We start from the raw sequence: 24621 nt of genomic DNA, 5'->3' as shown, positions 1-24621 counted from the left end.
ACCACTCCGATGACAGAACAAGCTTCCGATTGCTGTTATCCCCAGATTTTTTGATCCCTTTTCCAAATGGGAAAATCCGGTGATAAAGGCGCACGTTTTACTTCTTCAGCTTCCTTCTGTCCTCTCCGTTTTGGTGTAAATATGAAGTTCAATTTATGCAGCTCTTATGCAAATCTTCGAATTCGTCGTTCGTTCTTATTGGACGGTTGCAAGGCTTTCCTGGATCTGTTTCACGGCATTGTCCAGCGATGCCTTCACGTCCTTATCGGTATCCCATATATCCGTAATGGCCGAAGTGATTGGTCCCCATACGCTGTCCATGGCAGGAAGCGAAGGCATCGGTGTTGAGTTATTGAACTGTTCCAGGAACGCCTTATTGATCGGGTCCTCCTGCAACTTCGGATCAGCAGCCACGTTTTTGTTCGCAGGAAGTGTACCGTTCAGGTCAAAGTTCTCCATCTGAGCTTCTTCATTGGAAAGGAAAGCTGCCAAGAGCTTCGATGCATTCGGGTACTGCGTAAATGCATTCACATAATAGGCCTTAACACCTGAGAAGGAGGTCATCGGTTTGCCATCGATTGCTGGAAGCGGAGCAACGCCAAAATCAATACCTGCATTGCGATAATCGGCAATGGTCCACGGACCGTTAATGTCCATAGCCAGCTTGCCGCTGGAGAATAATCCTTTTTTGATATCATAGTTCACATCACCCATCTTGAGCGGCAGCACTTCCGACTTCAGCGTCTGCAAGAACTGTCCACCCTTCTGGGCTCCTTCGTTATTTAGACCGAGATCCGCGCTATCCATCCCGTTGTCCCCAAAAATATAACCGCCCTGTGAAGCCAGGAATGCATAGTTATAGTAAAATTGCTGCAATTCCCACATCAGCGCATACTGATTGGACTTCACATTATTGAACGTCTTGGCGAAACTGATAATCTCATCAAAGTTTTTCGGAGCTTCTGGATAGAGTGCCTTGTTATAGAAAAGGGCGTAGGTCTCCACGCTGTACGGATAGCCGTACAGGATATCCTTGAACGTCACTGCCTTCAGCGCGTTGTCGCTGGTGTTCTCTGCGGTCTCTGCTTCGAATATGTCATTGGGCAGAATAAGTCCCGCCTCTGAAGCGCTACCAATCTTATCATGCGGGAAAACAACCACATCTGCCGCCAGACCCGCTGGGCCATCCGTCGTCAGCTTGGTTACCTGATCGGTTGGAGGTAATTCCTCCATTTTGACCGTTACCCCATATTTTTCTTCGAATTTTTTGACCCTTTGCTCAATAAAGGTACTTTGATTTTTATCCTCCCAGATCACCAGGGTTGCCCCTTCTTCCGGTTGAAGGTTCTCGGCTGTCAGCTCTACAACTTCCTCCGGATTCTCACCTGCCGTAGTTGGAGATGGACTTCCACCTCCAGCCCCGCACGCAGCCAGTGTAAAAGCCATCATGACGGACAATGTTGCCCCTTGCCATTTTCTCATGTAAAATGTCCCCTTCCCTCTGCTTGGTCCAACAAAGTTCGCGCTTTTCACCCTTTTGTCTGCGTATGTTGTCAGGTTTTGCATCCCATATCCTCATTTGTACAAACGTTTGCTCAAATGAGAGACAAGATGACCTCTCCGTTCAATATGTAGGGGTAAACAAGTCAAGAAGTATGTAAATCCAACGATGTAAGCGCTATAATAACAATCACATCATACAATAACGATCTTTATTTGCACAAACGTTTGCACAAGCCATATTTGCTCAATTTTATCCAATTTCGTTCTTCTACCTACAGTAATTTCCTGTTTCCTTGTTCTGACTCTTTCTTCCTTAATTTCACTTCGCGTGCATCCCTTACTCGGCAGTTAGCAATTGATTTCTCGTATCCTTTGGATTACCATAGGAGAATATTTATACGATTGTTCAGAAGGGATTTTTTCACATGATTACGATCAAGGATATTGCCAAATTGGCGGGTGTTTCCCCTTCTACAGTGTCACGGGTGATTTCCAACCATCCCAGAATCAGCACCAAGACGTCTCTCAAAGTGAAGCAAATCATGAAAGAACTGAACTACCATCCCAACATCATCGCGAAGAGCCTGGTTTCCAAAACAACACATACCCTTGGGATTATGCTTCCGCGTCCTGCAGAAGAGTTGTTTCAGAATTACTTTTTCGGGGAACTGCTGCGAGGTATTATTACACATGCCACCCGTATGAATTATGAATTGCTGCTAACAACCGAAACATCATCAGACAATGAATTGCATGCGATATCACGCCTTGTGCATGGCCGTAGAGTCGATGGTATTCTGTTGCTTGGGTCCAAACGAGATGATCCCATCATTTCATTTTTGGAAGCGGAAAAGTTTCCTTTTGTGTTAATCGGTCGCAGTGAAGCTCATCCAAATGCCCCCATGGTGGATAACGATAATGTGCAGACCGCTTATGATGCGACTCATCATCTAATCGCTCAGGGACATACTCGAATCGGATTTGTCAGCGGTCCTCCGGACATTACGTTATCGCATGATCGTATGTTAGGATACCAAAAAGCGCTTGCCCAAGCCGGGCTGGATGCGGATAGTGATTGGATTGTGGAAGGCGAATTTCTGCAGGAAAGTGGATTCAGAGCGATGTCGCTGTTCATGTCCTTGCCGGACAGACCCACCGCAATTGTTGTCATTGATGACAACGTGGCCTTTGGGGTATTGAGAGCTCTTGCCGAGCTTCATTATCTGGTGCCTGAAGATATCAGTGTGGTCAGTTTTAACAATATTGCATTATCGGAACTGGCTTCTCCACCCCTAAGCTCTATCGACATCGGGACTTATCAGCTTGGTTATACAGCCGTTCAGGTATTGTTAAAAATTCTTAGTGGGGAACCACAGCTTCATAATCCGGTCATTATCCCCCATCGTCTGATCGTGCGTGAATCCTCACTCTTTTCCAAGCCAAGGCCACCCTCAGATTGATTCATTTCGGGTATCCGTGTAGTAATGCAAACGTTTGTCCTACACGGAATATGATGCTGTTATCCACCGTACGTAGGTGCATAGGTGCAAAAAAAGAAGCCGCATATACTTATGCGGCTTCCTTAATTCACACAATATTTCCGTACTCCATGCTCAACTGCACATGAGTGGATTAGTAAGAGCTCCAGCCAGCATCTGCTGTAACGACAGTTCCGTTCACGAAGCTGGACTCGTCAGATCCGAGGAACAGGGCCACTTTGGCGATCTCTTCGCTCGTCCCGATGCGTGGGTTGATTGCCATGCCCAGCTGTTGCCGACCTGCACCGTATGGGCTAATACCAGCCATAGATGTGCTGATGTTGGTTGCTACGGCTCCTGGAGCGATCGCATTACAACGAATGCCTTGCTCAGCATACATGTATCCTGTATTTTTGGTGAATCCTACGACCGCATGTTTTGAAGCTGTATAAGCTGCTCCCGCACGTCCGCCGTGCAATCCACCTGCTGAAGCAATGTTCACGATAACACCTTTTTGTTTTTCCAGGAAGATCGGCAATACTTTACGTGTTGTCCGCATCACACTGGTTGTGTTTACAGCAAACAATCTCTCCCACTTCTCATCCGTTATATCAGCTGCCGGCTCCATACCATCCATAATTCCCGCATTGTTAATTAGAATATCTACTGTACCGTATGTGCTTACCGTCGTATCGATCAGATTTTGCACATCATCTTCTTTGGCTACATTGGCCAAAACGACAATCGCTTCTCCACCCTGAGCTTTAATATCATTCACTACCGCTTGTGCGGATTCTTCGTTAATATCCGATACAACGACTTTCGCGCCTTCTTGAGCATACAACGTGGCAATTGCTTTCCCCATACCTGAACCAGCACCTGTAACAACTGCAACTTTATCTTGAAGTTTCATTCCATGTATCCTCCTTTGTGTATTCGTTTACAATAAGTTAACAAACAAATGTTCATTAACTCTTATCCTTAGTATAATAAGTCATAGCGTTTCACTTCAATCAGTAAAAGCTTGTCCAGTTGTACGTTAAACAACACTTATAAGCCCGAATGTACTTTAAAGTGAACGATATAAATTGAACTAAACATTTACACGAAACGGAGAGGACAGAAATAACCTGAAGAAGCAAAAGCGTTCGACTAAAAGCTTTCTGGAAGAAAGCTGCATCGGAAGCATATGCTATCCCCGGATTTACCATTTATAATAGGAGTCAAAAAATCTGGGGATAACAGCGATCGGAAGGTTGTTCTGTCATCGAAGTGGCCAGTGTAAATATGCTTTAGTTCAACTTATATATCGAGGAGGAAAATAGATGTCTGAAACTCTGAATTCGATGGACCGAAGAATTAAAAAATCAAAAGCTGCACTGAAGGATGCACTCATCCATTTGATGCAAAAACATCCCTTTAAAGAAATATCGATTACGGATATTGTGCAGCGAGCCGACCTGAATCGAGGAACTTTCTATAGGCATTATCAGTACAAAGAAGACCTGTTCAACGAAATTATCGATGATGTGATTCAGGATCTGGTAACTTCTTTCCGCAAACCTTATCAGGATGAGGAAGAGTTCGAAGTCAATCTGATGCCCTCTTCGGCGATCACTATATTTGAGCATGTACACCAGCACGCACAATTCTACACACTGGTTGTGAAATCTGAGGCTTCCTCCAACTTCCAGCGCATGATCTGTGATGTTCTTCGGGATCTGGCCTTACAGGATCTGAACCATATCTTCCCTCCGCACATCAACCATGAAATATTGGCAAGTTACCAATCTCATGCGATATTTGGCATGATCATGGAGTGGATCAGACAAGATTTCAAGCACAGCCCCGCCTACATGGCCGAGGAGTTGTTCAAGATCATCCATTACAAGCCGGATAATGTCGTGTTAAAAAACTGAGATTTTTTGAATCGTCTTACTTCCCTTTAGTAGGGTGATTGAGATTAATTTCAAGAAAGCTTCCCACCAAAATTATGTAAATGTATTCCTGTAATTTCTGGTAATGATATGTTAGGTTATCCAATGGAATACAAACAAAAGGAGGATGAGATTACATTTGAAGAAGTCGTGGATTATATCATTGATTACCAGTTTTGTTTTGCTTGGTGGGATGCTTCTTTCTCCACCCGCTTCTGCTGATACAGCCAAAGTAGTAAACTCTACATATTCAGATTCAGATCAGAGTTATGCAGAATTTAAAGAGTACACTAATCAGTTATTTGCTCTTGAAACTTATGAGGCCAAAGCCTTTACCGCTTTGGAAAGTATCGACACCCAGGTAACTTCAACCAATCGCAAGTCCATGTACCTTAAACTTACGAATACGGTGATCCCCAATTATACGAAATTGGTATCCAAGGCAAAACAAATCAAGCCTGCCAACCCGCAAATCAAGAAAATCCACGCCACATTTATCAAGGCAAGTTACACTCAGCTCGAAGGGTACCTGTTGTACCAAAAGGCAGTATCCAAGAACAAAGTGAATTACACGTTACTAAAACAGGGTAATGCCAAAGTAAACACCGCTAGTGTTCTAATGGATCAATGCGAACAACAGTTATACGCCTATGCAAGAAGCTTGGGGTATGACAGTTAGTACCAATCTTCATAGAAGCCCAAAAAGCGACCGTTCCTCATATTTAATGAGGAACGGTCGCTTTTTCTAATTATGAATTATGATAACAATCTAATACGTAAAATTTATTGCACTCTTCTGATCACAGCCCCAGCTTCTGCCCTTTCTCCAACCGCTGAATCTGCTGCTCTCCGGTATCCGCAAGTTCACGGAACTGGTTAATCGTCTCGCGCATTCTTGGCAGAGCTTCCTGCTTATAAAGACTGATCGAATCCAGTGCTGACAACACATCGGTGAACGCCTGTTTCATCGTATCCACGGAGATGCTGGCTTCATACGCCTGCTTCTGGATGGCAATCCCCTGATCCTTGAGCATCTTGGATGTTCCGGCGATCAGATCATTGGTCGTCTGGTTCAGCAACTCAATTTTCTGCAATACAATCTTCTGATTATACAAAGCACTCGCTACAGTTACGGCAATTTTCAATGCAGAGATGGTTACATTCTTCGCACGGTCTACGCCTCGGATCAGTTCCTTATTATTGCGGATGACTACTTCAATCGCCATGATACCCTGCTGGTTCACGACTAACATCTGCTGCAGATCCATCACCCGCTGACGGAGCGGAAACAGCACTTCTTCCGTAATAAAGCGGACTTTCTCAGGGTCTTCATTACGGACCTTGGCGGCTTCAATCTGCGCGTCGATGGACTCATCCATGAGCATGCCAAGCTGGATTTCCTTTTGCAATCGCTTTGTGAGTTCTCGCAGGTTCTGTTGTTCGATCTCCAGCGTTGTATTATCGTTACGCAGGGTGGATCTGCCTTTATCCAAAGAGGTTACGATGTCAGCGATGACTGCGTCAGCCTTCTGGTATTTCAGGAAATAGGCGCGCAGCGGATTGAACAATTTCCCAAGGAAACCGTTCTTGGCAAAGTCGACCACGCTTGGGTCGAGATCCTTCAGTTGCATATGCAGCTCGGTCAAACCTTTGGCGACCTGACCGCCCTCGTCTCCCGTCTTGGACAGATGTCCAACAGAGACTTGAAGCAAGGCGTTTTTCTCAGAAGAGGATCTCATCGTGTTCATGCCAAAGCCGTCAATGGATTGCAGAATTTCTTTGCGCTTCTCCAGGGATTCGAGGTCCAGTGTCATAATCATCTCTACGTTGGCATTTGCCACTTGTTGAAGCTCCGCGACCTCGGCGGGCACGGGTTTCACCTCTTCCTCAATCACCTTCTGAATTTCCTTCTGGCTCGGTATTTCCATTGAAAATGACATCTACAGTTCCCCCTTTAAATTTACATCTGTACGTTAAACAGGTTACCAATCTTGTACACGACATCGTCGGTATCGGCATTGATGCTTGCTGCTTCGTTAATGCTGGAGATACTCTCCAAAGCCTTGATGTCCGCGTTGTACCCAATCGTATAGATTGGCACTTTGTACGTTTCGACCAGATCACGAATATCCTTCAGGGTATGACCTTCGTTGGTCTCGCCATCACTCAGGACAAAAATCAACGGCTTCACGTTCGGATCAGCAGCCATGTAATCTTCCAGCATCTTCATCGCCACCACGATCCCGTCAAAGGTTGCTGTACCGCCGCCAGCTTGCAAACTATCAACTGTACCGACAAACATGGACTGCTGGTTCGTATCATACTTGGCAATCGGCAGATTCACGGTTACCCCACTGGAGTAAGAAACCAATCCAATACTGTTCTCTGTGCCCAAGTACTTCTGACCTTTGCGCAGGGACTCCTTCAGTCGGTTAAGTGGTTCGCCGTCCATGCTTCCGGACACGTCTGTCACGAACACGGCGGCAATGGGTTTGCTGCCGTTCTTCTTCTCTTTCCATACTTTCTGTGCGGACAGCAACGTGCCGCCATCCACGGTAGCCAGTTCGGATTTGTAATCCTGTAGCCCGTTGAAACCGAACTCCTCCGCCGATTGTTGGTACTTCGCCTGGGTTACGAATTCCGCAAACTTTTGGACGATCTCCTGTTTGTTCTGCGGCAGTTGACCGAGTGCATACAGCGGACTGTCATGTCTCACGCCAAATGGTGTAAAGACGTAACCACTCTTCAGATCAGCGGTATTCACATACGTCTGGTATTCGAGTACAAAGGCATCCAGTCTGCCGGACTTGGCAGCCTCCCTCATCTGAATCGTTGTCGACGCTGTAAACGGTACATTCGTCTGGAATTTTTCGAACCCTTCAATAGCCTTCTCGCCAAGCGGGTTGGCGCTGTCATACGTATTCAGTGCGGTCACCAGGAAATTCAGTCCTGTGGAGCTGGCAAATGGATCGGTATATCCCATCGCGAGTTCATTGTTGGCAATGGCTTCGGTTACGGTTTTTACATTAACGGAGCCGTACGTATCAACTAGTGCATCATATTTCGCTTTGGAAATAACAATACCCGGAACGTTCCCGACCAATCGCTCGGATACCATCTCTGTCTTCACCCCACTGGCCTCAACCATCTCGCCCCATAGTTCATTGGAAGGTGTGAATGCATCCGGCATATACTTACCAGACTTGATATAATCGGTGGCCGTACCGGAGGCAATGTTGCGGATTTTGACCGATACCTGTTTCCCACCAACGGTAATATTAGCTTTGTTGAACTCCTCGCCCACTTCGGTTAACCAGCCGTCTACCCCGCTGCCCGACTTCTCTGGGGAAGAGAAGATTTCGACGTAATCATTCGTTGTATTCTCTACGGCAATCGCAAATTTGGAGATATCCGGCAGTGATTCTGCCACATCGACCGGGTCGAGATCAATCTGTCCTTTGACCGGTTCCGCCGTCGCTGGCGCAATGTCCGCGTACAGTTTCCCCAGTTCCTTACCTGCATTCTCTGTGCTCACCTGTGTGGTTGACTTGCCAAAGTTCGACGTCAGTGTAATCCCTGCATAGACCAGACCAAATACGAGCACCAGCATTACAATCGATATGAAAAAAAACTTTCCCTTCTTGGCCATACGAGCAACCCCTCACTGTCTGTATAATTTGGTGTGCTTGATTAACTGATCAATCTCCTGCATACAAGGCATCTGTTCAATATCCCCGGCTTCGAAGCTGTCGAGGCGTGAGATCTCCAGTAACAACTGATCCAGCTTGAGCAGAATTTCCTCATTGGTGTGTAGTGCATTCTTCACATAAGACAGATAATCGTTGTATACCTTGGTTTTTTCCTGAAAAAGCTTCTGGGGAATGCTTTCGGATTTGGATTTCATCATGTTGGCATAGTCAGCTTCATCAAATACATTCAATCGGTTCAGCACACTGCGGATGTTAAGATATAACAGCTTCTCCACTTCCAATGTGACCGAAGCAAATTTCTTGTAGCTCAGTTCTCCTGGATCAAACCGTTGATGAAGCACATTCAGGAGGGTTTCTTTTTTCTTTTTCATTCGACTAAGTTGGGACAGCCCCAGCGTAATATCTTCTTCGAGTACTTTGATGCGTCTATAAAAAGATAAGGCTTCCACATAATCTTCATGCGTTTCAATATGCTTCACAGGCAGGACTACCGGTTGTCTGAACAGCAAGGTGTAACTCCCATATAGGAGTGCCATTGCACTGCCGAACAGAAGGGTAACGGATAGCGCAGTTGTGAATGCACCCTCCTCAAAATTCAGCCCGATAAAGCCGGGTGAGAATGCCAGAACATTCACAGCCACAATACCGAGGATTAATCCGAACAATTTTATGTACTTAATCATGTTCAATTATCCGACCTCCTTTCATGTTATATATTGGTGCTTCATGTCGTAATTTTCCTGTTCAACTTATTCTTATTGTACATGATGTTAACGCTCTCAGGTGGATATGATTGGATATTTGGATACTCATAATATACGTGGTTTGGGCTTATCCCATTTCATATTTTCAGGGACAACGTGGAACTTGGCAGGAAATTTGGTGGTCAATCGTAAAAGTTCGTCTTACCAGACGGCAGATTGTGGAGAAGAAATGTTATCAGGTAATACGTGGAAAATAGCTATGCGTGTCATTTTTTATATAAGACTTGTCTGAAAAGGAGTAATGCAAAAAGGACGAATCGGAGCTCATCCGGTTTCGTCCTTTTTACGTTGGTTCATTATTTCTCGTGTTCTTATTGAAAATCTCGATGCCGTATTCTCTACAGCTAACGAACTGAGGTGACGCTATTAGGTACATTCCAGCTCTTCTGAAAATGTAACGAACCTGAGACACGTTATGTTCCCGTTTTAGGTGAAAAGGTGTTGTTTATCGCCTATTTCGAATGAAATAGCTTCGCTGAGATTCGTTACATTTCCCACCTCACCAAAATTCCCTATATAAGGCCTGTGCGGTTCGTAAGAATAAAAAAATGGCCGCCATATTGCTTCGTCTGTAGCAGACAGATTGACGCTTCGCACTACCTGAACTTGAACAGCGAATCCAACGGAATTACCAATTCAGGATATATAACCGATTGAATCGTTTCCTGCTCTGTATACAGATGACGGGTCTGGTAGCTGCCACCCTCCAGCGTGTACACATGGACGGTTTGATTACCGGGGTCAACAATCCAGTATTCGTTCACACCATATTTCTGATACAAGTTAAATTTTTCGTTAAAATCCTTTAACGCAGTCGAAGGTGATAACACCTCGATAATTAAAGAAGGCGCACCGTGACAGCCACTTTTGGATATCTGGTCTTTGGAGCACACTACCGATAAATCAGGCTGTACAACTTGATCTGGTAGGTCATATTGTTCATTTTCGCTAAAATACACATCAAAAGGGGCAACAAACACGAAACATTTCCGATTCTGAAAAAAAGTCCGCAAAGAGAAGTGCAGCTCACCCACAATAAACTGGTGCGATGAAGTAGGTACTGGCGAGATATTAAAAGCTCTGCCGTTAATTAATTCCCATGATCCTTCCCATGTTAACCAATCCTGAAAGCTATAAGTACCTTTATTGTCGGGTTTTGCCACACTTCGATCCTCCTCTTCCAACTAACCGTATTTTTGTTTTCATTATAACATTGTGTTTGCGCCTTTTCACACCATGCCTCTTATCACGAAAAGATGGATTCCGGTTTGCTTCGCGTGGTGCGCACCTCTACAACTTTCCCGGCACATCCATTGTCGCCCTTCGCCTGGAACATTACCTTAACGCTGTCTTTACCTGATGTTACGGCCTCAGGAATATCGTAGGTCACATAGAACACTTCGCCAATCTTGTTCATATGAATTCGCTGCTCACCGATGAGTGTTCCATCCACGGTAATGGCGAATTGTCTGTCATATAACTTACCTTCCCGTTTAAACGCGGAATGATCTCCGCCCCAATAGGCCACACATAGATAATTGGTTGCCTCACGATCCACTGCCAGTTGGTAACTGAAGTAAGCCCCACTGACGCCAAAAGCTTCTCGCCACATATGCAACTTCTTACGGCCATCTGTGGTTGAACCGTTGTGGTGCTCCCCACGGCAGTTGCTATCCAGTTGATGTCCAATCTCATCCTGCTGACCGTCAGCCTGAACCCTGTCGATCGTGATATCGTTCAACTCTTTCTCCAGCGCATCTCCTTCATCGTTAAACGGCCAGTACACGGTATAAAATTCGTGATGCACATCATAGAACGGAATGAGCTTCACGGCTTCGCCTGTGGAAGTAACATCTTTGCTAAGTTCAAATGTTAACGTGTCTGCATCTACAACCTTGATCCACTCTCGTACATCCTCTTGCTCCGTCCAGATCACAGGTACAGGTGCAGTCTTGGGATTCAGCGCTGTTTCGTCTACGATCGTATCCTCGGGAAGGCCCTCGTTTCCTAGTGCACCAGCGAGTACTATTGGGCCGTACAGGAATGCCACTTTGTGGGAATCATCCCGGGCAGTGTACTGGCGGAGTGACATCGGCAGTGTGATGGTGATGACATCGCCCGTTGCCCATGTGCGCTCGATGGAAAGATAGCCGGGTTCCATCTGTGTATACGGATGTTCCGTATCCCCGTTAACTGTTGCCGTCATTGGCTCTTGCAGCCATGAGGGCACACGTAATCTTAGATGAGCCGAGGCGTTGCCTCCGGTGATCGTCAGGGTTACCTTTTCCGAATAAGGAAAGTCGGTTTCAAGCTTCAGAGATAACCCTTGTGACGCCCAATCCAGTTGGGAAGCGATATACAGGTTGACGTACAGGTCCTGTTCATCCTCAAAATAAATCGCCTCGGCATATTTACCCGGGTTCTCCATGCCTGATCCTGTGCAGCACCACCAAGCGGTATCGTGAGTACCATAGATTTTGTAGTGGCCTTGCAGCGTTGATGCAAAATACGTTTTGTTCCCCGTATCGGGGTCCTGCGTGCCAAGGATGTGATTGTAGATGGCGTTTTCATAATAGTCCATGTAGACACTATCGTGATTCCAGGCAAAGAGCTGCTTCGTTAGATGTAACATGTTGTGAGTACAACAGCTCTCTCCTGTTTTGATGCCAAGACTCTCCATACCCTTTGCTTCGTAATGCTCCGAAATGCTCGTCGCACCAAATACGTAAGAACGATGATGCACCGTGGTGTTCCAGAAAAACTCTGCCGCTGTCCGATAACTCTCATGAGTATGGTCCTGATTGTAGATTTCGGCTGCACCGATCACTTTGGGAATCTGAGTATTGGCGTGTTTGCCTTGAAGATCGTCCTGTTTGTGCTCCAAGGGTCTCAGGATCAATTGATGGGTGAACTTATTAGCGATCTCAAGATATAAGGCTTTACCGGTAATCCCATACAAGTGTGCGAATACTTCATTCATGCCCCCGTGTTCACTTTGAAGCATCGTCTGCATCTGTTCTTCTGTCATCGGGAGCAATCCTTCGACCGCCCAGTCTGCAAATCGAGTAACCACCTCAAGTGCCTGTCCGTTGCCAGTCAGTTTATAGGCGTCAATCAGGCCGCGATAGATTTTGTGCACACTGTACCAGGGAACCCAGTATTCACCGATATTGAATCCACCGATATTCTCTGCTCGAAAAGCCATGTGGAAAGGTTCTTCGGACAAACCACCGATATATCCGCTTCCCGTGGTCTGCTGGATTCTCGCCAGTTCGGTGACCGCATAATTCAGTCTTTCTTTTAACGTGATATTCCCGGTTGCCTGATACGTCACAGCCAGGGCAGACAGATAATGTCCGAGGGAATGTCCGCTGATGGTACGTGCCTCCCAACCCGCGTAGCGCTCTTTTCGGGCAGGTAAACCATGCGCTTCGAAGCATGGAGCCAGGAATCGATCAATATCCAGCGATAACAGGTAACGCTCCCCCACCTCTTGTGATGTTTGGAACACACCATTTAACAGATCTACATGTTCCGGTCCCAGAAATCCTTTTTTCGTATCAATCATGACACTCACTCCTTCTCGGGATGTAATAGATATCCATTCATTCTTAAGGGGTAAAATCCGTGTTCTGTTCCATATGACTAATACTCATCAATCTACTGTAGAGCTTGAATATCCCCATACTATCAAATAAAATACAATTACATCAGACTCATAATCCAAGAAAAGGTGGATAAATCCGTCCTATGCAAAAGCCACTGGAACATTACCTGTGCGGCAAGTTCATATCCGAAGGCAACTGGAGCCACATGAGACGCAGCATGCCTGTGCATGAGATCATTTTGATGCTGGAAGGTGAGATGTACATCGCGGAGGAAGAGGAACAATATGTAGTTCGTGCCAACGATCTGTTGTTTCTGCGCGCCGGTCGCACCCATTACGGCTACCAGATTAGCGACGCCCCCGTGAGCTTCTACTGGGTTCACTATGATGCCATTTCGGCAGAATTCAACCAGTTTAGGACACATGCCACCATTCAGGTACCTTCCATGGCCAATCAGTTATTCAAGCAATTGCTGCATGTGTCATCCTTCTCACCAGAAGAAGCCGACGCTGCTTTGTTACTGTTGTTCAAGGAGCTGGAGCGCAATATAGAGGCGGATTATCGCCCGCACAATGCAATTGTGGACCATATCTGCAAGTGGGTCGATATTCATCTGCATACAAACATCACGGTGAGTCAGATTGCGGAAAATTTTAATTTTAACAAAGACTATATCTCCAAAATGGTGAAGCGCGAGAAAGGTACTGGACTCAAAACCTATATCCTCACAGAACGTATTCGCCGGGCGAAACAATTGCTGCTCAACACCAATGCCAGTGTAAAAGAAATCGCCGGACAGTGCGGCTTCTCCGACTACAAGCTGTTCCTGCGCATGTTCAAACAATACGAAGGCAATACGCCAACCGAATATCGCAATCATCTGTATTCCACACAGCTCAATCGCTGATGCGCTACGATCTATAGAAATGACTGAGTTACCTATAGAAAATTTGAATGAATCGGATTGAATCCGTTATGGTAAAATGCAAGAAAACTATATTCCATACTTAACCCATAAGAGAAGAGGAATTATAAGATGACAACGGCTGCCGTTACGATTCATCCTGCCACAGAAGCAGACCATCCAGAGATTGTAGATATCCTTGTTGCAAGTTATGCCGAGTATCGGGAGACTTTTGAGCAAAATGAACGCTGGGAAGCCTACCTAAAAGATATTCGAGAGTCTGTGGTTAATCCGTACCTGACACAATTATGGATCGCGAAGATTGATGATCAGATTGTCGGTACAGTCCAATTATTCGAAACAGCACGCAAGGCTTATCCAAACTTTGAATTGCCGATCGATTATCCGTTTATTCGGCTGTTGGGTGTTGATCCAAAATGGAGAGGTCACGGGATTGCCAGAGTATTGCTCCAGCAATGCGTAGATTCTGCCAAAGAAATGGGCAAAAATACGGTGTATTTATATACGGGCGGTCAGATGGTCAATGCCATCCGTTTATATGAGCGTTTTGGATTTACAGAGGATAAGGAATTCAGCTCCGAGAGTGACGGGGGCAAGGCGATCTGTTACCGTTATGATTCCTAGTGGAGGTTAACAGCAACACGGGATCAGGGAGCAGAGAATGAAATGTAGAACAGACCGATCATCTTCATGACGGTCTGTTTTACATTTATAAATGATCAATCACCATTTGAAATGACACTTCGCTATTGATTTTTTAACCGCCAATCTCCACCAAAATCTTCGCATGGCTCTTGTCGCTCATCAACAGTTCAAGTCCTTCCTGCACGATGTCGTCCAGTTTGATTTTCTTGGTGATGACCTGTTTCACATCGAGCGACCCTTCAGCAATTAATGAAATCACTTCAGGGAAAATGTGGCGATATGCCAGCGTTGCCGTTAGATTCGCTTCTTTGACCAGAAGATCGAAGAAGTTCACTTGAAGCGGATTTGGAATCGCAGCGATGACAACAACTTCTCCGCCTTTTTTGACAACCGCAATGGCGCTATCCATCGTTGGTTGTACACCTGCTGCTTCATAAGCTACATCAATGCCGCCCGATTGTTGCAAGATCACCTCTGTTGCATTGACTTTGGCACTGTTCACCGGAATGGCTCCCAGTTTGGCTGCCAGGTCCAGACGTTCCTCAAATACATCGACTGCATAGATTTCAGAGGCTCCTGCTGCTTTGGCAGACAGAATGGTCAATAATCCAATTGGACCTGCTCCATATACGGCTACTTTGTTCCCCACTTTCAGCTTGCTGTGACGAACCGCGTGAAAGGCTACGGCTGTAGGCTCTACAAGCGCACCTTCTTCGAAAGATACGTTATCCGGGATGGGATGAACCATGTATGCCTCAACAACAACATACTCCGCAAAACCACCATCACCATTCAGTCCAACGAATCCAAATTGAGTACACTGGTTGTAACGTCCCTGAATACAGTACTCACATTTTCCGCAATGGTACAACGGCTCTACCACAACTCTATCCCCTACACTGATACCGCTTACATTACTTCCCAATTCACTCACGGTTCCTGCAAATTCATGACCCAATGTCAACGGTGCTTTCTGTCCTGAGAGCGGATGATTCTCGCCTTCTTGAATTCCTACACCATGATGATAGGCATGCAAGTCACTGCCGCAGATCCCCGCATATTCCACTTTGATTTTGACCTGACCCCCTTGAGCAACCGGAACTTCCCGTTCTTCTACACGCACGTCTTTATGGCCGTACCATACTGCTGCTTTCATGAAGTTCATCCCCTTTGTATGATTGTCTATATATTATATCGCTGTTCATGTATTATTCATATTTATAGATACTAATGTTAACATTAGTTGTATTAATGCTAAACGGAGATGAAATCATGAATCTGGAACAGCTCGAATATGTCGTTGAAATTGCGAAAACGCAGTCATTCTCCGCCGCCTCGGAACATCTACATGTCACTCAATCGGCGATCAGCCAATCGGTGCATCGTCTGGAGAAAGAATTGGGTATCATCCTGTTCGAACGCTCGCGGCAGGGTACTCACCCCACTCCCGAAGGCAAACAATTCATTGCCAAGGCACTGGACATTTTGCAGCGGATTGATGAATTGAAATCCCTGAACGCCGAAGCCTCCTCTCTTAGCGGAGAGCTTCATGTAGCTACTTTTCCAAGTGTCATGCCCTATCTTGTCCAGTCTGCTGCAGATATGAAGCGTGAGCACCCGCAACTTAACATTTCCATTGAAGAGAAAGGGTCCATGGAAATTATCGAAGATATTCGCAATAACAAAACCCATCTGGGCTTTATCGCGATCTATGCGAAACAATTGCGGGAATTCGATGGACTTCACTTCAGTCCCATGTACTCGGGTAAGCTGGTCGTCGGTACTCATCACCTGTCTGAACTTGCCAAGCACAGCCGCGTTACACCGGATCAATTAAAAGAACACAAGCTGGCACTGTATCGAGATGGTTTCATCGAAGACTTCATCAAGGAATTCACCTATGATCATGGACCTCTGTCCATTCTGTTTAAAACGAATAATTCAGAAGCCATCAACATGGTGTTAAGAAACGATATTGCCTCCACGATTGGTCACGACTTTTCCTTTCACCAAAATCCCTTATGGAAAGAAGGTCTGGTGAAGATGGTAGAGATCGCTGGAATCGATCAACCGAAAATGCAGATTGGCTTCGTGCAGACGGAGTCCAAGGAGTCCGCCGTAGCCGCAGAACGATTTGCCCAACGCTTCAGACAGGCGATAGAGCTGGATCATTTAAAAGTTTAAATCTAAAAAAGTGCTCCACCCTTTGAAGGAAGTTTGGGATGAACACCAACTTCTCCAAGAGCGGAACACTTTTCTGACTATCTCTTGCGTTACTATTGCTACATCTAACTCAAACTATACTTTCACTTTGCGCACGGCTTCGCTCATCTCGGTGGTCTGCTGTTCCAGCATGGTGGAGGTCTGCGCCACCCTGTTGAACATGGCCGATTGTTCACGCATTAAGCGATAGATTTCATCCGAATGATTCGACACACCAGCTGATATCTGCGAGATCGTATTGACGGAGGCTGCAGCCTCTTCCGATCCTGCCGAGATTTCCTCTGCCGCAGCGGAGACCTCCTGAATGCGATTGGTCACCAGTTGGAACGCATCAACTACATGAGCGAAAGCTTGCTCCGCTTCTGCGGTAATTGTAACCCCTTGTCCAATCTCCTGTGCGGTAACCCCCATCTGTGAGCCAATCTGTTGTGATTCTTGTTGAATACGAAGCAGCAAGTCGGAGATCCGTTCCATGGATGTGCTTGAGGCCTCAGCAAGCTTCCGAACTTCATCCGCCACAACCGCAAAACCTTTGCCGTGTTCTCCTGCATGTGCTGCCTCAATGGATGCATTAAGCGCAAGCAGCTTCGTCTGACTCGCAAAATCACGAACCGTGTGCAGGGCACCACCAATTTCCTGGGAGTAGTTGTTCAGCACCTGAACCATCGCTACAACTTCACTTGAGACATTTGAGATACTCTCCATCTGTGTTTTCATCAGTGTCATGCTCTGTTTACCGGACTCCGCCGTAGAAAGCGCACTTGTTGCTGCATCCGATACAACCATCGAGGATTCGGATATATCCGTTATGCCTTTTGCAATCTCTTCCATCGCATGCGCGCTATCGCTTGCACCCTGCTTTTGCGTATGTGCCCCTTGCCTAATCTGTTCGACAGATTGATCAACCGTCTTGCCCATCTCAAGCATCTCTTCGGTACTACGATTAAATTCCTTCGTTGATTCCGATAAAATATCTGTGGTTACTGCTACGCCTTCAACCATGTTACTCACAATCTTATTCAAGTTACCGGACATATGTATCATCGCTTGATATGTTGTTCCAATCTCATCTTGGCTGCGCAAACGATACGACGTCAGAATTCGGTTCGCTTCTGCAAGCTCACCCTGTGCCATTTTTTCCACACTCGCCTTCAGCGGTTGAAGTGGTCGCAGTCCTCTTACGATAAACCACGTGACAACAGCAATGCCTATAAGTGTAATCAGTAGCAATAAGGCATAGAAGGGAATACTCGATTTCATTATATCTGACTCAATGCTTCCGATCACCGATACTGCCGTATCGATACCAATTACACCTGTTACAGCACCGTTACTATCCAGCATGGGAGCGTAAGAGGAAATATAGTCGCCGTACTCCTCGTTGTTAATAATGGAAGAACTGGCTGTTTGCCCCTGTAACAGCTTCTGCACAGCCTCCTGAGGGACATCCGTAACTTCATTAATCGGTGAGGCTTTATCTGCATCCTTCATACCATCCACCATAATAAGTGGCGTACCTTTGTCATCTATTTTGACGAAATACACATACATTGCACCAATGCTTACGCGAAAGTCATCCAGTTCATCACGAATCTTCAAGAATTCGCCATTCTCCTTGGGGTCCTTGGCAAACTCGGCATAAAATGCTGTATCCAGCTGATTCACATAACTCTGAGCAATCTGGATGTTGTAACTCGAAATGGCCTCCTGCGCAGCTAGTTTCATATTGGCCACCTGTAACAGCATGCTTCCAACGGCTATAATCGTAATGACCAGTGTGACTACTGCAACAATGCGCACAACCAAACGTTTTCTAAAAAAACCAATCATCCGCTCCTCTTCCTCTCCCGTGAACCCAAGCCTTTTTGACTAGGCGCTACCCAAAAAACACATGCTTGAAGCACTATGTATGGGAAAATAGTAAACGAATATGTCGAATTAGGCAAGAAAATATTGGGTTTACATAAAAACGCTATCATGGCTGTGGTAGCTTTGTTCATTGGAACAAAAAAAACTCCAATGCAAGCATTAGAGTATGTTCAAAGATTGATAATTATTTTATTCTGTAACTTGAGTTACCATTCTAACTCTTCAATCAAGTTAAATATCATTTTTTTATCAAAATCATCCATTGATTTAAAAATAGCTATTTCATCTGTTTTTTTGTCCAATTTGATGAGTGTAGCTATGGCTAAATCTCCAACTTTATAATAACCTATTAACTTATCTGATGCTCCTCTTCTGGATGTAAGTTCCTCCAGCTTTTCATTTATAGCAGTTGACGCCAATTTTTCTTTGCCTATATAAGTCATTACATGATACAAAACTATTGGATTTGCTTCATTTAATAAAAGTTGCAACTCATCAATCGAACATTGTCCTTCTTCAATTTTCTTTATTAGATTCATATTTCTACCCTCCATTAAATTTTATTTCAAATGACTCGTAAGGGTCTGCCTTTCTCTTACATAATTTTCAAACAGAGCATTCGCAATATCATTTCGACCTAATTCATCAGCTATTTTTATTTCTCTCATGTATGCATTTAATTCCATTTTAACACGATTCATAGTCTGAAAATGATAACTCATTCCCGGAAAACCTTTGTTCATATCGTCTAGATAATGTGTGTATTCGTGTAAAAGCGCCCCTATTGAAGCATCCTCATTTATAATTAACTGCCCAGGTCCACCTCTTTTTGGAGAATACGCCATATCCTCGCCTCTATGAATTACTTCCACACCGTTTGACTCCAAGTGATCAATAATTTCTTTCCATTTCTCGGGATGAGATTCCCTTCCAGGGCCAAGAACTTCTTTTAATGGATCATCTATACCTTTTCTGAACATATCTTTACTATTATCTATGTGTGTCCCCGCCTCTTTTTCCTTCTCCAGATACTCGGAGAACTTAGAGGATTCTCTCGCCTTTTTACTCTCAGCAATGTTATCCAGAACTCGAAGGCGTTGATCTTTATGTCCATTAAAACTACCTGTTAACTGCCCTGTACCAGGCGGACGATTGAATGAATTAATCTTCGCGCCGCCTCCCGACGAAGTCAGAAGATTATGCGGCTTGATCATCGTGGAGGCATAACCCCCTCCAACCATTAGACCTCCCAACCCAATCATATTTGCCCAGTGTTCACTGGACCAGGCATTGGTCGGAAAGGTGGCTTCCCGAATCGTCCCATGGATACCAAATGTGAGCCAGTTGGCAGCATCATTCGGGGAGTTGAATGCTTTATCCGCCCTGTCTACATACCCCTGAACAAGACCACTTGGAATACCAAATGTCCAATAATCCAGAAAACCACCTACACTATCATAACGCTTTTGATATCGATCATCCGCAGATTGCATAAAGGCTTGTCCCAATTCGACTAAACTATCAGCAGACTTCTGAAAAGCATTACGGGTGTCGGTTGCTGGTGCCCTGCATTCATCTGGCGGTGGTGGTACGCAACTCACATCATAGGATTGTACAGCTTGCTGATCAGCAAGTCTGAATTTTTCCGCATGCCCTTCAAGCTCTTTGGCAATAGATAAAGATAGTGAGACAAAGTCATCCATCACCCGCTGCGCAACTATAAAATCAACATAAAACCTTTCCTTCGTGCTGCCATCCCACTGTCTTTCGATTTCGTATAAATGTTGTTTCAAGATGTTATTCATCTGAAAAACCTGATTCTGAGCTGTTGTAAATTGTTTCGAGACAGATATCAACTGTTCAGGAGTTACTTTTATCGTTGTCATGTGAGACCTCGTTCTAAATATATTTCGTTGTTATACGAACATTTGTTGTTTAGAATGCTATAAGATTCATATGTACAGATGGGCTTTTATTATAAAGTGAACACAGATCATTTCGTAGAGACTGCCGGTTTATTTATCTAGTTCGTATTACCCCTAATTTGTCCCAGTTATAACAAAAACAGAGGTTCTAGTTCCAAAATAAAACCATTACCTTACTGAATACAAAAAACACCCCGCCGCAAGCGCCGAGATGTCATGTTGTTCTACATTTGCATACTACCCATTCATACTAAACTGTTCGTCCATTCGTCCTTCTGAATCGAATTAGGGACCAGATAATCAGCAACGCAAGCACGGCAAGACAGATGCTAATGCTGAACCGATTACCTTCATCAAACACAAACATCACCGCAATCACACTAAGACATAGTACAACGACTCCGGTTATGTAAGGGAATCCCCAAACTTTGAAGGTCGGTTGAACCGGATATTTCTTCCGCAGTTTCAGCTGTGATGAGGCAATACAGATCCACACAAGGATTACAACAAACCCCGGAACTGCGAGCAATACGCGGAACAGTTGATCCTGCGCGAACAGGCCTAGCAAGGAACCTCCGAGCAAAACTACTGAGCACACCAGAAGTGTGTTAACAGGGCTTCCGTTGCGATTCGTCTGTGACAATGCCTTTGGAGCTTCACCGCCTACTGCCATGGAGTGCATCATCCGGGATGCACCATAGATCCCTGAATTCGCAGCAGAAAGAACCGCCGTCACCAAAATAAAGTTCATTATGTGTGCTGCTCCCGGCAGTCCCGTGGATGCAAGCACCTGTACAAATGGACTGCTCTCCGGCCCGATCTCATTCCATGGGATAAGACCACAAATGATGAGAATCGGCAAGGTGAAGAACAGAATAATTCTGAGCATGAAATTGCCCACGATTTTGGGCATGACTTTTTCTGCATTTTCCGTCTCGGTCAGGGTCAGACCAATCAGCTCCGATCCCCCATAGGAGAACATGACCACAAGCAGTGCCGAGAAGATCGATGACCATCCGTTCGGGAAGAATCCGCCTGCTTGCGTATAATTTTGCAGATATGGCGTGTTATCACTCGGGATAATGCCAAAGATCAATCCTGCACCCAGGAAGATAAAAATAATGATCATGGCAATTTTGATCCCGGCCAGCCAAAACTCAAATTCCCCAAACACACCTACACTTAACAGATTAACCAGTATAATGAACGCCGCACAAGCCAGACTCAGCATCCACAGCGGTACTTCACTGAACCAATACTGCAAAAAGCTCCCGGCGGCAATCACCTCAATGACACACACCGATAACCATAGAAAGCAGTACATCCATCCCATAACAAAGGATACTCTGCTACCAAATGCCTCCTGCACGAAGTCTTTCATATTTTTGTTCTTGTACACCGTAGCCATCTCCGCCATCGCGGCCATAACAACCAGCAGCAATAATCCGGCAAAAATGTACGTGACAATAACGCCCGGACCTGCGAGTCCAATCGTCTCTGCACTGCCTTTAAAAATTCCCGTTCCAATGACACCACCCATAGCCATAAAACTGATGTGTCTTGGTTTAAGCTTCTTCTGTAGTGTTCCTTCTGTCTGAGCCAATTCAAGTCCTCCTGATGTAAAAAACGTCTGTACTGCTGTCTTGTTTCATAGACATAATGTCCAGTATACCCTATTGTCCATCAATCAGCCCAGAAGTTCCTCATGGCCAATTCATCCCAAACATATATGGACATAACCTATGTTTTATACCCCACAATGGCACGAAGCAATCTGTGTACAATCCAGGTTAGCAAAATGTACCCTGCCCCATAGATGAACCAAGCGCCTATGTTACTACCCCATGTTGAAAGATCACTCGCGATATACAACAAAGGCAGCATAAAAGATATAACCAGCGCTACCCAGAGTCTAAACCAATTGGCAAAATAACTGCATACTCCAAGCATCACAGCAATGATGGGACATAACACCAAGACAGCAAACAGCGGATTCATATGATCGAACCACCAGTAAATCATGTACGACTCCCTCCACATTCTTCGTCACAAGGCCACGTTGTTTTAATGCGTATTATTGAGTTTATTCTACTCTTTTTCCATCTCTTAAAATGTACGATATGTTGCAAAATTAAAAAACCAGCGTCCTGTAAAAAAACAGAATACTGGTTTCTCATGTAAATCCATTTAAATTGTTCTCGTCATAAACGTGCTGTTCGGGTCCAATACATAATCCGCGAATGGTTCGCAATATTCAAATCCGAAGTCTTCGTACATCTTCCTTGCCGGGATAAATGAATCCATTGAACCCGTCTCCAGACTGATTCGCTTATAACCACGGTCTGTGGCAACCTCCATAATATGCGCCAAAATTTTTCTCGCTACGCCTTTTCTCAGATGAGCCGAAGCGGTACGCATCGACTTCAACTCTGCATGCTCTGGATCAAGTTCTTTGATAGCCCCGCAGCCGAGCAAGTCGTCCCCTTCCCAAGCACACCAGAAAGTAATTTCGGGCTCCTTGAGTCCGTCCAGATTCAACGCATGAATACTTTCTGGAGGCGAATCTGCTGCCATCCCTTGCAAGTGCTCCGCAATTAAAGCCTTAACTTGGACTCCACTCAAATCATCCACTTTGATCTCCATAACGTACCACTCCCGCCGACATTTTTATTGGTTTTATCACTGAATGTATATCAATCATTTTATCTTACTACCGTGTTAGGTTTTATGACAAGAGGTTACTTATATCCACTGAAATACGCTATTGTGATTCACCTATAATTTCCAGTATGATGAGGCTATCCGATGCCAAAGGGGCGAGGTCTGTTGCGAAATATACATAGAGTTAAACGTGGAACTAAGGTGAAGCAAGCTTAACTTAATTTAAAGGAGAACCCTATGACACTCACTACGGATAACCTGTTTTATAGCAAACGATTAAAGATGACGCCACCACGCTCTGAAGACGTGCAGACCATGTTGCAATGGAACGAAGACCCGGAGTACCTTCGGAATGTGGATACTGACCTGGCCATTCCCTATTCGGAGAAACAGTTGGAGGATGAGGGCGAAACGAAGAACAAGGAAGTTTACTTCAGACTTCGCACGCATGAAGAGGATACGCTGATTGGTTTTGTCGTCATTCATGGCATTGAATGGAACAACCGCTGCGGACAGCTTGCCATTGGCATCGGACTTGCCAAACATCGCAACAAGGGATATGGCACGGAAGCGTTGAATCTTATTTTACGATATGCGTTCCATGAGATGAATCTGGACCGAGTTGGTCTCGATGTCATCGCCTACAATGCCAAAGCAATCCGTTCCTATGAAAAGGTTGGTTTTCAGTTGGAAGGTCGTGCACGCTCAGCTGTATATCGTGATGGTAAGCGTTATGACCGCTTGATGATGGGAATCCTAAGACCAGAATGGGAAACACACAATCAGATCCATACGGAGGGTGAACAAGTATGACCAAGAATGCAGAAGTTACTGCGTTTATTGAACAGATTCAGATCCCCTGGCAAGTAGAAATCGCTGAACAATTGCGCCAGTTAGTGCATGATACCATCCCTGACGTACAAGAACGCGTACAATACAAGAAACCTCATTTTTTGAAAAACGGAAAGTACGCTGCGGTCATCTCGCCTTCCAAACAAGCCATGTCTTTCACCATCTTCAATGCAACCGGACTCGATCTACCCGATGGGATATTTGAAGGCCCGGAAGAACGAAAAACGATCAAACTCAAGGAAAAAGATACGCCGGACTATGAATGGTTGGCTGATTTGTTAAAGCAGGCATCTGCGGAATTGTAGACGGGTCTAGTAAAGAGGCACATACGCCGAAGTAGTAACTTAGGTAGTAATGTGTGAGTGGTGATGTGCGGTTGGTGTATATGGGGTGAGTTTGGGTTAGGTTTGTGGCAAGCGCTAACGAATCGGACACACCTTATGTCGCAGTTAAACTGGCATATGAAATTCTAACGAATCTCAGCAGTCTTATTACAGAAATCCCCTTCGATTTTCTTCGAA

At 45.1% G+C, this 24621-nt stretch carries 22 protein-coding genes; 8 read left to right on the top strand and 14 right to left on the bottom strand.

The features are described from left to right. Window positions 1–195: 195 nt before the first annotated feature. The gene (locus CXK86_RS23490) at window positions 196–1482 is read right to left on the bottom strand and encodes a sugar ABC transporter substrate-binding protein (RefSeq protein ID WP_047841751.1); all 1287 of its coding nucleotides are present in this window, start codon (window positions 1480–1482) and stop codon (window positions 196–198) included. A gap of 446 nt (window positions 1483–1928) precedes the next feature. On the opposite strand from CXK86_RS23490, the gene CXK86_RS23485 reads away from it, so the two are divergent. After that, entirely contained in the window at window positions 1929–2963 is a 1035-nt protein-coding gene (locus CXK86_RS23485; RefSeq protein ID WP_036672606.1) for a LacI family DNA-binding transcriptional regulator, read from the top strand. Between the two features lie 172 nt (window positions 2964–3135). On the opposite strand, the gene CXK86_RS23480 is transcribed toward CXK86_RS23485, so the two are convergent. Continuing rightward, window positions 3136–3894, bottom strand: coding sequence for an SDR family oxidoreductase (locus tag CXK86_RS23480; RefSeq protein ID WP_101314635.1), 759 nt, complete (start codon window positions 3892–3894; stop codon window positions 3136–3138). A 412-nt stretch (window positions 3895–4306) separates the two neighbouring features. Between CXK86_RS23480 and CXK86_RS23475 the strand changes: the two genes are divergently transcribed. Continuing rightward, window positions 4307–4900 (top strand): TetR/AcrR family transcriptional regulator, encoded by a 594-nt coding sequence (locus CXK86_RS23475; RefSeq protein ID WP_076253452.1) that lies wholly within the window; start codon window positions 4307–4309, stop codon window positions 4898–4900. A 157-nt stretch (window positions 4901–5057) separates the two neighbouring features. Further along, window positions 5058–5597: a hypothetical protein gene (locus CXK86_RS23470; RefSeq protein WP_101314634.1), complete on the top strand. Its 540-nt coding sequence runs from the start codon at window positions 5058–5060 to the stop codon at window positions 5595–5597. A 121-nt stretch (window positions 5598–5718) separates the two neighbouring features. On the opposite strand, the gene CXK86_RS23465 is transcribed toward CXK86_RS23470, so the two are convergent. The 5 genes from CXK86_RS23465 to CXK86_RS23445 all read right to left on the bottom strand — a co-directional run bounded on the left by CXK86_RS23465 (window position 5719) and on the right by CXK86_RS23445 (window position 12960). Then, window positions 5719–6858, bottom strand: a complete 1140-nt coding sequence (locus tag CXK86_RS23465) for a toxic anion resistance protein (protein ID WP_101314633.1) — start codon at window positions 6856–6858, stop codon at window positions 5719–5721. Between the two features lie 20 nt (window positions 6859–6878). Continuing rightward, window positions 6879–8567 carry a vWA domain-containing protein gene (locus CXK86_RS23460; protein ID WP_101314632.1) on the bottom strand — a complete coding sequence of 563 codons (1689 nt, stop codon included), beginning with the start codon at window positions 8565–8567 and terminating at the stop codon, window positions 6879–6881. Window positions 8568–8579: 12 nt separating this feature from the next. Continuing rightward, a complete protein-coding gene (locus CXK86_RS23455; RefSeq protein ID WP_306821955.1) occupies window positions 8580–9311 on the bottom strand; it encodes a hypothetical protein in 732 nt (243 codons plus the stop codon). Between the two features lie 677 nt (window positions 9312–9988). Continuing rightward, window positions 9989–10555, bottom strand: coding sequence for a Uma2 family endonuclease (locus tag CXK86_RS23450; RefSeq protein ID WP_101314630.1), 567 nt, complete (start codon window positions 10553–10555; stop codon window positions 9989–9991). 83 nt (window positions 10556–10638) lie between these two features. Then, window positions 10639–12960, bottom strand: coding sequence for a beta-L-arabinofuranosidase domain-containing protein (locus tag CXK86_RS23445; RefSeq protein WP_101314629.1), 2322 nt, complete (start codon window positions 12958–12960; stop codon window positions 10639–10641). Window positions 12961–13142: 182 nt separating this feature from the next. Here CXK86_RS23445 and CXK86_RS23440 point away from each other — a divergent pair, with 182 nt between their 5' ends. Together CXK86_RS23440 and CXK86_RS23435 are read left to right on the top strand one after the other, a co-directional pair. After that, on the top strand, window positions 13143–13907 hold the full coding sequence (locus CXK86_RS23440) for a helix-turn-helix transcriptional regulator (protein WP_101314628.1): 765 nt from the start codon (window positions 13143–13145) through the stop codon (window positions 13905–13907). 129 nt (window positions 13908–14036) lie between these two features. Continuing rightward, a complete protein-coding gene (locus CXK86_RS23435) occupies window positions 14037–14549 on the top strand; it encodes a GNAT family N-acetyltransferase (protein ID WP_100527689.1) in 513 nt (170 codons plus the stop codon). A gap of 133 nt (window positions 14550–14682) precedes the next feature. Here the strand turns inward: CXK86_RS23435 and CXK86_RS23430 are convergent, their stop codons facing one another. Beyond that, window positions 14683–15726, bottom strand: coding sequence for a 2,3-butanediol dehydrogenase (locus tag CXK86_RS23430; protein WP_101314627.1), 1044 nt, complete (start codon window positions 15724–15726; stop codon window positions 14683–14685). 116 nt (window positions 15727–15842) lie between these two features. Here CXK86_RS23430 and CXK86_RS23425 point away from each other — a divergent pair, with 116 nt between their 5' ends. Next, the gene (locus CXK86_RS23425; RefSeq protein ID WP_076329770.1) at window positions 15843–16754 is read left to right on the top strand and encodes a LysR family transcriptional regulator; all 912 of its coding nucleotides are present in this window, start codon (window positions 15843–15845) and stop codon (window positions 16752–16754) included. A 114-nt stretch (window positions 16755–16868) separates the two neighbouring features. Here the strand turns inward: CXK86_RS23425 and CXK86_RS23420 are convergent, their stop codons facing one another. The 6 genes from CXK86_RS23420 to CXK86_RS23395 form a co-directional block, all read right to left on the bottom strand. Next, window positions 16869–18623, bottom strand: coding sequence for a methyl-accepting chemotaxis protein (locus tag CXK86_RS23420; protein WP_101314626.1), 1755 nt, complete (start codon window positions 18621–18623; stop codon window positions 16869–16871). Between the two features lie 245 nt (window positions 18624–18868). Then, window positions 18869–19201 (bottom strand): hypothetical protein, encoded by a 333-nt coding sequence (locus tag CXK86_RS23415; RefSeq protein ID WP_051446963.1) that lies wholly within the window; start codon window positions 19199–19201, stop codon window positions 18869–18871. A gap of 21 nt (window positions 19202–19222) precedes the next feature. After that, window positions 19223–20548 carry a WXG100 family type VII secretion target gene (locus tag CXK86_RS23410; protein WP_101314625.1) on the bottom strand — a complete coding sequence of 442 codons (1326 nt, stop codon included), beginning with the start codon at window positions 20546–20548 and terminating at the stop codon, window positions 19223–19225. 289 nt (window positions 20549–20837) lie between these two features. After that, a complete protein-coding gene (locus CXK86_RS23405) occupies window positions 20838–22190 on the bottom strand; it encodes an amino acid permease (protein WP_144029831.1) in 1353 nt (450 codons plus the stop codon). Window positions 22191–22327: 137 nt separating this feature from the next. Then, a complete protein-coding gene (locus tag CXK86_RS23400; protein ID WP_036606188.1) occupies window positions 22328–22609 on the bottom strand; it encodes a hypothetical protein in 282 nt (93 codons plus the stop codon). A 165-nt stretch (window positions 22610–22774) separates the two neighbouring features. Next, a complete protein-coding gene (locus CXK86_RS23395; RefSeq protein WP_101314624.1) occupies window positions 22775–23230 on the bottom strand; it encodes a GNAT family N-acetyltransferase in 456 nt (151 codons plus the stop codon). A 255-nt stretch (window positions 23231–23485) separates the two neighbouring features. Between CXK86_RS23395 and CXK86_RS23390 the strand changes: the two genes are divergently transcribed. Both CXK86_RS23390 and CXK86_RS23385 read left to right on the top strand, forming a co-directional pair. After that, window positions 23486–24061, top strand: a complete 576-nt coding sequence (locus tag CXK86_RS23390) for a GNAT family N-acetyltransferase (RefSeq protein ID WP_174806482.1) — start codon at window positions 23486–23488, stop codon at window positions 24059–24061. Then, on the top strand, window positions 24058–24405 hold the full coding sequence (locus CXK86_RS23385) for a DUF1801 domain-containing protein (protein WP_047841734.1): 348 nt from the start codon (window positions 24058–24060) through the stop codon (window positions 24403–24405). Before CXK86_RS23390 ends, CXK86_RS23385 begins: the two co-directional genes overlap by 4 nt. The last annotated feature ends 216 nt before the right edge of the window (window positions 24406–24621 follow it).

This window comes from Paenibacillus sp. BGI2013 (genome assembly GCF_002843485.1).
Lineage (GTDB): Bacteria > Bacillota > Bacilli > Paenibacillales > Paenibacillaceae > Paenibacillus > Paenibacillus amylolyticus.
The sequence above is the reverse complement of the archived record's forward strand: the minus strand, read 5'-3'. Positions and strand labels throughout refer to the sequence as shown.